Origin of the sequence: Chryseobacterium sp. VD8, from assembly GCF_037149975.1 — a bacterium.
Lineage (GTDB): Bacteria > Bacteroidota > Bacteroidia > Flavobacteriales > Weeksellaceae > Chryseobacterium > Chryseobacterium indicum.
Map to the genome: position 1 here is coordinate 1 of NZ_JBBCQL010000140.1, position 11,744 is coordinate 11,744.

Annotated in this window: 12 protein-coding genes; 9 read left to right on the top strand and 3 right to left on the bottom strand. The window is 38.8% G+C overall.

The features are described from left to right. Positions 1–2: 2 nt before the first annotated feature. From WFK35_RS14780 to WFK35_RS14795, 4 genes are all read left to right on the top strand, one after another. Positions 3–797, top strand: coding sequence for a transketolase (locus tag WFK35_RS14780; protein WP_336733207.1), 795 nt, complete (start codon positions 3–5; stop codon positions 795–797). Between the two features lie 597 nt (positions 798–1,394). Continuing rightward, positions 1,395–2,348 (top strand): transketolase family protein, encoded by a 954-nt coding sequence (locus tag WFK35_RS14785; RefSeq protein ID WP_336733208.1) that lies wholly within the window; start codon positions 1,395–1,397, stop codon positions 2,346–2,348. A 114-nt stretch (positions 2,349–2,462) separates the two neighbouring features. Further along, positions 2,463–3,647, top strand: coding sequence for a galactokinase (galK, locus tag WFK35_RS14790; protein WP_336733209.1), 1,185 nt, complete (start codon positions 2,463–2,465; stop codon positions 3,645–3,647). Beyond that, a complete protein-coding gene (locus tag WFK35_RS14795; protein ID WP_336733210.1) occupies positions 3,616–4,659 on the top strand; it encodes a UDP-glucose--hexose-1-phosphate uridylyltransferase in 1,044 nt (347 codons plus the stop codon). The genes galK and WFK35_RS14795 overlap by 32 nt, the downstream gene beginning before the upstream one ends. A 16-nt stretch (positions 4,660–4,675) precedes the next feature. Here the strand turns inward: WFK35_RS14795 and WFK35_RS14800 are convergent, their stop codons facing one another. Next, the gene (locus WFK35_RS14800; RefSeq protein ID WP_336733212.1) at positions 4,676–5,584 is read right to left on the bottom strand and encodes a helix-turn-helix domain-containing protein; all 909 of its coding nucleotides are present in this window, start codon (positions 5,582–5,584) and stop codon (positions 4,676–4,678) included. Between the two features lie 153 nt (positions 5,585–5,737). On the opposite strand from WFK35_RS14800, the gene WFK35_RS14805 reads away from it, so the two are divergent. The 3 genes from WFK35_RS14805 to WFK35_RS14815 are packed head-to-tail and all read left to right on the top strand — an operon-like array spanning position 5,738 to position 8,345. Next, complete coding sequence (locus WFK35_RS14805) at positions 5,738–6,562, top strand: SDR family NAD(P)-dependent oxidoreductase (RefSeq protein ID WP_336733214.1); 825 nt, start codon at positions 5,738–5,740, stop codon at positions 6,560–6,562. 31 nt (positions 6,563–6,593) lie between these two features. Further along, the gene (locus WFK35_RS14810; protein WP_336733216.1) at positions 6,594–7,427 is read left to right on the top strand and encodes an alpha/beta fold hydrolase; all 834 of its coding nucleotides are present in this window, start codon (positions 6,594–6,596) and stop codon (positions 7,425–7,427) included. A gap of 27 nt (positions 7,428–7,454) precedes the next feature. Then, complete coding sequence (locus WFK35_RS14815) at positions 7,455–8,345, top strand: helix-turn-helix domain-containing protein (RefSeq protein ID WP_336733218.1); 891 nt, start codon at positions 7,455–7,457, stop codon at positions 8,343–8,345. Between the two features lie 100 nt (positions 8,346–8,445). Here WFK35_RS14815 and WFK35_RS14820 read toward each other — a convergent pair whose 3' ends face one another. Continuing rightward, the gene (locus WFK35_RS14820) at positions 8,446–9,876 is read right to left on the bottom strand and encodes an anion permease (protein ID WP_336733220.1); all 1,431 of its coding nucleotides are present in this window, start codon (positions 9,874–9,876) and stop codon (positions 8,446–8,448) included. 21 nt (positions 9,877–9,897) lie between these two features. Further along, positions 9,898–11,052, bottom strand: a complete 1,155-nt coding sequence (locus tag WFK35_RS14825; protein ID WP_336733221.1) for a porin — start codon at positions 11,050–11,052, stop codon at positions 9,898–9,900. Between the two features lie 228 nt (positions 11,053–11,280). On the opposite strand from WFK35_RS14825, the gene WFK35_RS14830 reads away from it, so the two are divergent. Together WFK35_RS14830 and WFK35_RS14835 are read left to right on the top strand one after the other, a co-directional pair. Further along, a complete protein-coding gene (locus WFK35_RS14830; RefSeq protein ID WP_336733222.1) occupies positions 11,281–11,556 on the top strand; it encodes a DUF6150 family protein in 276 nt (91 codons plus the stop codon). Positions 11,557–11,616: 60 nt separating this feature from the next. After that, positions 11,617–11,744, top strand: a 128-nt coding sequence (locus WFK35_RS14835) for a DUF2911 domain-containing protein (protein WP_336733223.1), incomplete at its 3' end; no start/stop codon positions are given.

Here is an 11,744-nt window from a genome sequence, read left to right on the forward strand (position 1 = left end):
ATATTGTAAGAATGGTTCACGCCTGCCAGTCGGGACATCCGGGAGGTTCATTGGGATGTACAGATTTTCTTGTAGCGCTCTACTTCGATGCAATGAAAAGAAAAGAAGGATTTGATATGACGGGAAAAGGCGAAGATGTATTTTATCTTTCCAACGGTCATATTTCCCCTGTTTTTTACAGTGTTCTGGCACATGCGGGATATTTTGATAAATCTGAACTGGCTACTTTCAGAAAACTGAATTCCAGATTGCAGGGACACCCGACTACGCACGAACATCTTCCCGGAGTTCGCATTGCTTCAGGATCACTTGGACAGGGATTGTCTGTGGCAGTCGGTCATGCGGTCGGAAAGAAATTAGATAAAGATACGAATTTGGTTTTCAGTCTTCACGGCGACGGAGAATTGCAGGAAGGGCAGAACTGGGAAGCGATTATGTATGCTTCTCACAACAGAGTTGATAATCTCATCGCCACCGTAGATTATAACGGACAGCAGATTGACGGACCGACTTCTAAAGTACTTTCTCTCGGAAATCTTAAAACCAAGTTTGAAGCTTTTGACTGGAAAGTTCTTGAAGTAGAAAACGGAAATGATATGGAAGAAATTCTAAAAGCTCTGGACGAAGCCAAATTTTTAACAGGAAAAGGACAGCCGATTTGTATTCTCCTGAAAACAGAAATGGGTTATGGTGTCGATTATATGATGGGAACTCACGCTTGGCATGGAAAAGCACCGAATGACGAACAATTAGAAAAAGCTTTAGATCAACTCGAAGAAACTTTGGGCGATTATTAAATTAAAAATTATTTGGGCAGCTTTTTCCGTCTTCCGTTCCCGCTTTTTTGCAAATTTCCAAGGCTTTTCCACCGCGGAAATTTGTAAAAAGAGCTCCACTCAAGCCGGGCTGCGAGAAATCGAGGAACGAGATTCATCGATTCAAAATAAAAATAATAAAGTGGAGATAGATTCGCCGTTCCAAATCAATCAACGAACAAAACATTAAATAGAAAAAGTTTTCGGAAATAATAATAGAATTTATTGTGATGTTAAATAACAGGTCGCTCCTACGGAGCTGGATTCTCTAGAATTAATTTTTCTGTTAACAGTTCGCCACGCTGTGGCTCCATCTAAATACGCTTTAGAATAATAAATGCTCCGTAGGAGCGAACTGATAACAGATCAAAATGATTCGGCATCACAAAACCTCGTAGAGGTGACCTGTAAAGCTTTTAGTATTCACAAAAAAATATTTTGTAAAAACATCGGATAAAAATTACTTGAGAAATCCACTTTTAGCTGAGCAAAGCGCTTTTGCGAAAGGAAATATCCTCAATAAGATAAAAAAATATTTGCGCTTTTTGCGTTAAAAAAATATCCACAATTAATATACAAATGAAAAAATATACCTACACAGAAAAAAAAGACACCCGAAGCGGCTTCGGGGCAGGAATGGCAGAACTGGCAGATAAAAACCCGAATGTTGTCGGACTCTGCGCGGATCTTATTGGCTCCTTAAAATTTGAAAAATTTATCGAAAAAGCACCGGAGCGTTTTTTCCAGATCGGAATCGCGGAAGCCAATATGATTGGAATGGCAGCAGGTCTGGCAACGGAAGGAAAAATACCTTTCACCGGAACTTTTGCTAACTTTTCTACAGGAAGAGTGTACGATCAGATTCGCCAGTCGGTGGCTTACTCAGGGAAAAATGTGAAAATTTGTGCTTCCCATGCCGGTTTAACGTTAGGCGAAGATGGTGCAACCCACCAGATTCTGGAAGATATCGGATTAATGAAAATGCTTCCGGGAATGACGGTGATCAATACCTGCGATTATAATCAGACGAAAGCGGCAACCATTGCTATTGCAGATCACGAAGGTCCTGTTTATCTGCGTTTCGGGCGTCCCGTAATTCCTGTTTTTACAGATGAAAATCAAAAATTTGAAATTGGAAAAGCATGGATGGTGAATGAAGGAAAAGATGTAACCATCATTGCAACAGGACATTTGGTTTGGGAAGCCATTAAAGCAGGAGAAATTCTTCAAGAACAGGGAATCGATGCTGAAATTATTAACATTCACACCATTAAGCCTTTAGATTCTGAAGCCATTCTTACTTCCGTTAAAAAAACGGGTTGTGTAGTAACTGCGGAAGAACACAACAGATTAGGCGGATTGGGAGACAGTGTCGCTCAACTCTTGATTACAGAATACCTTGCACCTCAGGAATATGTTGCCGTAAACGACAGTTTCGGGGAAAGCGGAACACCGGATCAGCTGATGGAAAAATACGGATTAACAGCCCATGATATTGTAGAAGCGGTGAAAAAAGTAATGAAGAGAAAATAAACAATTGCCTGATTTAAATTTTTGGCACAAACTCACGATTTTTTCAGAGAAAAAGATAAATTTTATGTGTGAATTTGTAGCAAAAAGATTTAAAATCATAAATTGCAGTTATATATGCAGGATAATTTAATCAACCACACAAAAGATGCATTTCGGGCATTTTTCCAATCGGAACCTGAAAGAATTTTTCTCGCTCCGGGAAGAATCAATATCATTGGAGAACACGTCGATTACAGTGACGGATTTGTGCTTCCGGCGGCCATTGATAAATATATTTGTTTTGCTGTAAAAAAAACAGATGATTCTGCAATCTCTTTTTTTGCCAAAGATTTTAACGATTCTTTAAGTTTTGATATTCATGAGAAGCAGATTCCGGTTTCGAAGATCTGGGCAAATTATCTGTTAGGTGTTTTTAATGCCATTCAGGAATTTGGGAAAGAAGTCGGAGGATTACAGATTGCTTTCAGCAGTACGATTCCGATGGGTTCCGGTTTGTCTTCTTCAGCTGCTTTAGAATGTGGTTTTGCTTATCTTCTCAACGAAATTTTCGATTTACATTTAAATAAAAAAGAAATAGCGGTTATCGGTCAGAAATCCGAACATACTTTTGTAGGCGTAAAATGCGGAATTATGGATCAGTTTTCGTCAGTCTTCGGAAAAGAGCATCAGGTGATTATGCTGGATTGTAACTCTCTGGAGCATCAGTATTTTGAGGCTAATATCGATGGTTATAGTCTGGTTCTTTTTGACAGCTGTGTAAAACATACTCATCTTACTTCCGGTTATAATGATAGAAGAAGTGATGTTGATAACGGTAAAAAAATATTGGGCGAAAAATTTCCTGAAGTGAATAAATTCAGGGATTTCAGTTTTGAAATGCTGGATGAAGCAAGATCAGAAATGGGAGAAGTTCCTTATAAAAGATGCTTTTACCTTCTCAAAGAAATCAAAAGAGTGGAAAAGGCTGCAAAAGCTTTGTCAGAAGGCAATATAGAATACCTTGGTCAGCTTTTGAATGAAACTCATACCGGACTTTCGAAAGAGTTTGAAGTAAGCTGTGATGAGCTTGATTTTATGGTTGAACAAACGTTAAAAGAAGAAGGCGTTTTAGGAGCGAGAATTATGGGCGGCGGTTTTGGCGGCTGCAGCATCAATCTTATTAAAGACGAAAAGGTAAATCGCATTATTGAAAATATCACGGATCTGTATAAACAGGCTTACAATATAGACATGAAAGTCTACAAAGTAAAAATATCGGACGGAATTAATGAATACCAAAGAAATGAAATCGTCATTTAATCAGAAAAACCATCCTCACAGAAGATACAATCCGCTTTTGGACGAGTGGATTCTGGTTTCTCCGCAACGAGTGAACCGACCTTGGCAGGGGCAGACCGAAAAAACATCACACGAACAGCTTCCGGCTCACGACCCGAATTGTTATTTATGCTCTGGAAACGTTCGGATCAACGGAGAAAAAAATCCGGATTATAAAGGCGTTTTTGTTTTTGATAATGATTTTGGCTCCCTGATGAAAGACGATGTCGAATTTTCTGGTGAAACTTCAGATTTCTTTTTATTAAAACCTGAACGCGGGATTAACCGGGTTATCTGTTTTTCGGAAAATCACAGCCTTACACTGCCCGATATGGAAGTTAATGACATTAAAACTGTTGTTGATGTCTGGCAGAAACAATATGAGGAACTGGGAAATCTCGATTACATCAATCACGTTCAGATTTTCGAAAATAAAGGGCAGGTCATGGGCTGCAGCAATCCTCATCCGCATGGGCAGATCTGGGCACAGTCTTCAATTCCCTCTATGGTATTAAAGACGCAGGAAAATCTTAAAAAATATTTTGAAAAAAACGGGACTTCTCTTTTGGAAGATTATGTAAAAAAAGAGCTGGAAGCCAGAGAAAGAATTATTTTAGAAAATGAGGATTTTGCCGCATTAGTTCCGTTTTGGGCAGTATGGCCTTACGAAACGATGGTTGTAAGCAAAAGAAAAATTGTAAATCTTCTTCATTTTTCCGAAAACGAAAAGTTATCCTTAGCATCAATTTTAAAAGATCTGACGACGAAATACGATCATCTTTTTAATGTCTCCTTTCCTTATTCAGCGGGAATTCATCAATCGCCAACCGACGGAGAGTCTCATCCGGAGTGGCATTTTCATATGCATTTTTATCCGCCTTTGCTGAGAAGTGCAGAAGTGAAAAAATTTATGGTCGGTTATGAAATGCTTGCCGAAGCTCAGCGTGATATCACGCCGGAGCAAAGTGCAGAGATATTAAAGAATCTTCCTTAAAAATAAAATATACCGATCAGATATTAACATTTTCCCGAAACTGAACAGGAGTTAATCCAACAATTTTTTTGAATAATCTTGTAAAGTAAGACGGACTTTCAAATCCCAGATCATAAGCTATTCCGGAAACATTGTTTTCTGAACTTAGCAGCAGATTTTTAGCTTCTTTAATCAAATAAATATGAATATGCTCCAAAGCTGTTTTTCCGGTTTCCTGTTTTAGTACATCACTCAGATAACGCGTGGAAACAGAAAGTTTATCTGCAAGGTAATTAACGGTTGGCAGCCCATCTTGCAAGTGCAGATCTTTTTCAAAATAATTATCTACCACTTTCTGGAATTTTTTGACCATCGTTCCTGATACATTGATGCTTCTGTCGATAAACTGTCTCTTATAAAACCGGTCAGAATATTTAAGAATAGAATCTATGTGCGACAGAATGATCTCACGGCTGAATTCATCCGGATTTTCATCATATTCTTTCCGGATTTTATAATATAATTCCCACAATATCAGTTCTTCACTTGGAGAAATGTGCAACGCTTCATTGATTTCATATTCGAAATAACCGTATTTTTTTATCTGTTCGTAAAGATGATGTCCGGAAAGATAATCTTCGTGGAAAAACATTACAAAACCTTTTTCTGCAAACTGTACATTGCTTACTTCAATGATTTGACGCGGCTTCATAAAAACTGCCGAACCATTGCTGTGGTCATATTTGGTCTTCCCGTACAAAACGTGCCCTGATTTTATCTTTTTCAGCGCCACCATATAAAAATCACCGGTAAAACGGTCTTCTCCTACAGAATACGTCATTAATTCTTTACACGTCATAAGACTTATCAGCGGATGTTTCGGCATCTCAAAGCCACTTTTCTCGTGAAGTTCTGTGATGCTTTTATAATGGTTGTTTTTTTCCATAGTTTACTTTTTATTGACGTTTTACCATATTAAATGTCTCGTTGCGTATTTCTGTGCTATACTTCCGCTCATTTGTGTTAGAGCTTCGGGAGTTCATCCGCCTAACTTTGTCCTATCAAAATTAAACAAATAAACATTTAAAATTTTAACAAAATGCAAAAAACAATTTTTATTACAGGAGCATCAAAAGGATTCGGAAAACTATGGGCAGAAGCACTTTTAAAAAGAGGAGACAGAGTGGCAGCTTCAGCAAGAAATATTTCGGCTTTGGATGATTTGAAAACACAATACGGCGATCAGATTTTGCCTTTGCAGCTGGATGTCAATGATAGAACAGAAGTCTTTGAAGTTGTCGGAAAAATAGAGGAACATTTCGGAAAAATTGATGTTTTAATTAACAATGCAGGCTTCGGATTGTTTGGCACTACGGAAGAAACATCAGAGAAACAGGCAAGAGAACAGATGGAAACCAATTTCTTCGGCTCACTTTGGGTGGCGCAGGCTGTTTTACCGGTGATGAGAAAACAAAAAAGCGGGCATATTATTCAGGTTTCCAGTTTTTTAGGATTGACGACTTTGCCATTGCTAGGCTTGTACAATGCTTCAAAATTTGCCGTGGAAGGGCTTATAGAAACCATAGGAAGCGAAACGGCACATCTGGGAATTAAAACAACTTTAATTGAGCCAAATGGTTTTGCAACAGATTGGGCAGGATCTTCGGCAGTTCAGACTTCTTCTGAAATTACAGATTATAATCCGGTGCGTGCTGCGTTTGCGGAGTCCGGCGACAATCCTGAAACCTGGGGAAAACCGGAAGCTACCGTTCAGCCAATTTTGGATATTATCGACAATGGGAATCCTCCAAAAAGAGTATTATTCGGTAAAATTGCCTATCATGTTGTAAGCGAAGTGTATAAAAAACGTCTGGAAGATATTGAAAACTGGAAAGAAGTAAGCATTGCAGCACACGGACATTAATTTAAAATACGACTATAAAAATTCTATCACAATGAAAACAGCATTAACAGCAGAAACCCAGTTTGCAGAGATTAACCATAATAAAATTGCCTATCGCAGATTCGGAGAAGGAACGCCATTATTTTTCATCAACCGGTTCCGAGGAATTCTGGACACGTGGGATCCTCTTTTTGTGGATGCTCTGGCGGAAAAAAATACCGTAATTCTTTTTGATTATCCGGGAATTGGAAATTCCGAAGGCGATCTGCCTCTGAATATTTTTGAAGTTGCAGAAACCGTTCCCGCACTTGCCGATTATCTGGGAATCGATAAATTCAATGTATTAGGCTGGTCTTATGGCGGATTGGTAACCCAAACGGTAATGTTTCAGAATCCGGAACGGGTATTGAAAACTGTTTTAATAGGAACTAATCCTCCCGGAGAAAATGAAATCGCAATAGAACCCGTTTTTTTCGAGCATGCTTTGAAACCTGAAAACAATCTGGAAGACGAATACTATCTTTTCTTCGAACCGGCTTCGGAAAAAAGCAGAAAGGCAGCCGAAGAATCACACGACAGAATTGCGCAGCGACTTAACAGAGTATTGATTCCTTCTACACCGGAACTTTTCCAAAGGTATTTTGCAGGTTCCGGATCTTTTAAAGAAGACCAACTGAATTTCCGTGAGGGATACAAAACTTTGAAAACGCCGGTTCTGGTGATTTCGGGAGACCATGACATTAGTTTTGCCACTGAAAATTGGTTTCCATTAATTAAAAATGCACCTACAATGCAGCATATCATTTTAAATGATGCCGGACACGGACCGCAACATCAGTATCCTGAAATTACGGCGGGTTACATCAATCTTTTCCTGAGTAAATAGTTATTTTTTACAGTTAAAAATCAGCCGATGAAACACTATAAAACCCTGACAGATCTTCATTCAGATAACGGATGGAGCGCTCCGGAAAGTCCGCTTTTCAGTGTAGTCGGCTGTCTGTCCGAATGCACTTTAGGGAATCGGGAATTCACGACAGATGGCTATATTATTGCTTTTAAGAAAATAAAATCGGGCGTTTTTATGTATGGAAGAACGCCCTATGATCACAACAATGGCAGTCTGTTTTTCGCAAAGCCACGACAAATTATCGAAATGAAAAATTTGCATTTTGAAGAAAATGGCTATATGCTGCTGATTCATGAAGATTATCTGAATGGTCACGAACTTTTCAGTACAATAGAGCAATATAGCTTTTTTGATTATGAAGTAACGGAAGCGCTCCATCTTTCCCCAAAAGAAGAGCAGATTATTCTGGAACTAAAGGATAAAATTCAGGAAGAATATTTCAATAATCCGGACGAATACAGCCGTGAGATTATTCTCAGCCATATTTCATCTATTCTGAAATATGCACAGCGGTTTTACAAAAGACAATTCGTCGATCATTCCCAGATAAAAGGAAAAATGATTTCGAAATTTAACGCTGCTTTAAAGAATTACATCAATAAAGGTCAATTGGAGCATAACGGACTTCCCACTGTTGCACAATTAGCAGAGCAGCTTTTTGTTTCTCCACGTTATCTCAGCGATTTATTGAAACAGGAAACAGGAAAAACAGCCATGGAGCTCATTCATATTTTTCTGATTTCCGAAGCCAAAAACCTTTTAAGACTTAAAGAAAAACGCATTACAGAAATTGCTTTTCAGCTTGGTTTCGAAAATGCATCCTACTTCACGAGATTGTTTAAAAAACAGACAGGAATGAAGCCCATGGAATTTAAAAACATGAGTTTGAATTAAAGATAATGAACCGTTTTTACCGTTGGAAATGCGGGATCTAAAGCCTAAAGTAAAATTAAAAATTTTGTAATTTTTATATGCTAATAGTTTAAATTTCAGATTAATAGTATCCCAATATCTTCATCCATAATCCTCCCACAATCATATAAATAACTAAAAGAACAATCCCGATTTCCAGACCTCGCAGCCACCAGACTTTCAGATCCACATAGCCGCTTCCGAAAAACACAGGAGCCGGACCGTGTCCATAATGAGTAAGAACCCCATAAATAGAACCCATAAAGCCAAGCATCATAGCCAAAAGCATTGGCGGAATTCCTACAGCTACACCTACTCCCAGTAATGCAGCATACATGGCAGCAACATGGGCTGTAGCGCTTGCAAAAATATAGTGGCTGAAAAAATACACGAGAATAATAACAGGGAAAGCAACCGTCCATGTCATTCCTCCGATTTTTATTTTGATAAGATCACTGAACCAGCCGATAAATCCAAGTTCGTTAAGGGAACTTGCCATCGTTACCAGAACTGCAAACCAGACAATAGTATCCCAGGCTCCCTTTTCGGATTTTACGTCCTCCCACGTTAAAACTGAGGTTAACAATAATAATGTAAGACCAATGAATGCTGTTGTAGTTGCATCAATGGATAATGCACCTCCAAAAATCCAGAGTCCCAGCAAAATGAAAAAAGCAAGAAGCATCAGCCATTCATTTTTAGTGATAGGTCCCATTTCTTTTAATTTTTCGGCTGCCATTTTGGGTGCATCGCCGGTTTTTTTTAATTCAGGCGGATATAATTTATAAAGAACCAAAGGCACTACAAAAAACGCGACCAGTCCCGGCACAAAACCTGCTGCTGCCCAGGACATCCATGTAATGTCTATTCCGAATCCTGCTGCAAATTTCTGGCACATAGGGTTGCTTGCCGTTCCTGTAAGAAACATTGAAGAAGCAATCAGATTCATATAATAGCTGTTCAGGGTGAGGAATGATCCCAGTTTGCGGTGCGTTTCCGGTTTTTCCGGAACAGAATCAAAGCTTATCGCCATTGATTTCATGATCGGATAGATGATCCCGCCTCCTCTTGCTGTATTGCTGGGTATTGCCGGAGCAAGGCACATATCTGCCAATCCTAATCCATAAGCCAGACCAAGAGAGCTTTTTCCGAAGATACGGATAAAAAGAAATGCAATTCTATTCCCTAAACCTGTTTTAATAAATCCTCTTGCGATAAAAAAAGAAATCCCGATCAGCCAGATAACCTTATCTCCAAATCCGGAAAGTGCTTTTGTGATGGCTTTTCCTGCATCTCCGGGTGCAGCTACTTGTGTAAGCGCGGTAAATGCAACTGCCATCATACACATTGTGCCCATAGGTGCGGCTTTAAGAATGATTCCTAAAATTGTGGCTGCAAAAATTGCAAACAGATGCCATGCATTTTCCTTAACGCCTTGCGGGGCAGGAATAAACCAAATAATTAATGCAATGGCAAAAGTTATGATAACTGCTTTAACGTTGATTTCTTTCATAAGATTATGTTTTTTGATGGTTTAAAATCGGCTCTGTACCTGAACGATAAACAGATTGTTATTGTGCTGTGTGGTATTGTCTATCTGGTGTTTGTAACGGTCGAACTGCATTCCCAGCTGTATTCTTGCACCGTAATTTTTCAGGAACTCAAGTCCGAGCATGGGTGTTGTGGTTTGTCTTGGGTTGGAGTTTAACCGGAAATTGCTGTCCAGATATTCGTAGCGGCAGGAAAGTTCAAAAGCGCTTAAATTTCTGTGATTGATTTCGTAACGGATATTCGGCAGAAAATAAACACCTCGTGTAAGATATTCGTCCGGATTTGAAGGTCTGAGTTCCGGAGCGACCGCGAAATATAGTAAATGATTGGTAGCCTGCTTGGCTTCCAGCTGCATATCCAGACTCCATTTTGGATTAAACTGAATAAGCGAACTTACATCTATTCCTGCAGCATAGATTTTTTTACTGAAAACTTCGCCGATACCGCCATTAAGACCGAGATTCAGCTTGTATTTTTCTGCCAGACCAAAAACCAGCCGGGTAGAGTACTGTTTGCCGTTGTCGTTGTCATTAATTTGGTTTTTACCGTTTCCGTTAACCAGAGAAACCGCATACTGGAAAGGTATTTTTCCCAGTTTCAATTGTCCTGTTGCGGCGAGACCGATCTGAAAACTCGTCCAGCCCAGTTTTCCGAATTCTGTATATTGATTAGACCAGTCCAGAGATTTTATAATGTCGATAGGGTAGGTTTCCTCGATTCCGAACAAAGGGCGAAATTGCCCGACAGTAAATGCTAATTTGGGATTGAAAGTATATTTTAAATAGGCATTTTCCAACACTCTGGATTTGGGATCATTTTTGAAATCGGCAAGGTTGGCAAGTGCAACCACCTCTGTTCTTTTACTGATCTGGGCGCGCATCTGTACCCTCATGTATTTTACTATAAAAGAGTTGTCTGTTCCGCTGCCATCCTCATGATGAAGACCGTTAACATCCACATTTTTAGTGGTACCCACAAGATATCTTGCCTGAAATAAGCCTTTAACCTGTAATACAGGATATTTTACATCGTCCTGATTTTTTTTTGAATCTGCAGAGTCAGAAGTTTGGGCTTTTATATTGACTGTAAAAAAAACAATACATAAGAACAAACCTTTTTTCAGTTGAAAAGAAGTCATAGTTTTTAGTTTTAGTGGCCATATAAATATACGAAATTTATTTAAAATTTAATGGGTGAAAGACTGTGAGATTTATGGTGGATGAGTTTAAATCTGGTCTTTTTATCTGTAACAGATAAAAAAAAATCTGAAATTATTTTTTCATTTTGTTTGCTCACATAGTATATTTGTGATTTATTTTCAATCATAATTTTATCTGTTTAATAAAAGCATAAAAATCATTTAAAAATGGCAAGAATATATCAGGCCGCATCTATGGGAGAAGCACATATAAGAGTTGCGATTGTAAGCAGGGGAGATGCAGATTTATTAGTTCATAGAGTTTCTTCTTGGGGGTCGGCTAAAGGGGATGCACTTTGGTTTATCACTCGTGATAAACAGGATCCCACTTGTTGGATATACGCTGTTTCTCAGGGAATGGCGGATGTAAAAATATGCTTTGTAGACTCTTATGGTGAAGCAGGATGGCAGAAGGAAAGCCGATTTAAGGGAAGATTTGCTTAATAAAAGTAGGAAGAAATCTTCAGCCTTTCATTATATTTTCCTGTATTTTGTGAAAATACGCTGAATAAAGAAATTGTCGTTCAGGGTAAAAAACTTCCTGCCGGAAAATACAGCTTTTTCTCGATTCCTAGAGAAAGCGGGACTTGGACTGCCATTTTCAACAAAGAGCCAAAACAATGGGCGCTCAC

Bases quoted from the DNA above. Each gene is read 5' to 3' on its own strand.
- WFK35_RS14800 (WP_336733212.1), bottom strand. From the start codon at position 5,584: ATGGAAAAAAACAACCATTATAAAAGCATCACAGAACTTCACGAGAAA.
- WFK35_RS14815 (WP_336733218.1), top strand. From the start codon at position 7,455: ATGAAACACTATAAAACCCTGACAGATCTTCATTCAGATAACGGATGG.
- WFK35_RS14785 (WP_336733208.1), top strand. From the start codon at position 1,395: ATGAAAAAATATACCTACACAGAAAAAAAAGACACCCGAAGCGGCTTC.
- WFK35_RS14825 (WP_336733221.1), bottom strand. From the start codon at position 11,052: ATGACTTCTTTTCAACTGAAAAAAGGTTTGTTCTTATGTATTGTTTTT.
- WFK35_RS14830 (WP_336733222.1), top strand. From the start codon at position 11,281: ATGGCAAGAATATATCAGGCCGCATCTATGGGAGAAGCACATATAAGA.
- WFK35_RS14805 (WP_336733214.1), top strand. From the start codon at position 5,738: ATGCAAAAAACAATTTTTATTACAGGAGCATCAAAAGGATTCGGAAAA.
- WFK35_RS14820 (WP_336733220.1), bottom strand. From the start codon at position 9,876: ATGAAAGAAATCAACGTTAAAGCAGTTATCATAACTTTTGCCATTGCA.
- WFK35_RS14810 (WP_336733216.1), top strand. From the start codon at position 6,594: ATGAAAACAGCATTAACAGCAGAAACCCAGTTTGCAGAGATTAACCAT.
- galK (WP_336733209.1), top strand. From the start codon at position 2,463: ATGCAGGATAATTTAATCAACCACACAAAAGATGCATTTCGGGCATTT.
- WFK35_RS14795 (WP_336733210.1), top strand. From the start codon at position 3,616: ATGAATACCAAAGAAATGAAATCGTCATTTAATCAGAAAAACCATCCT.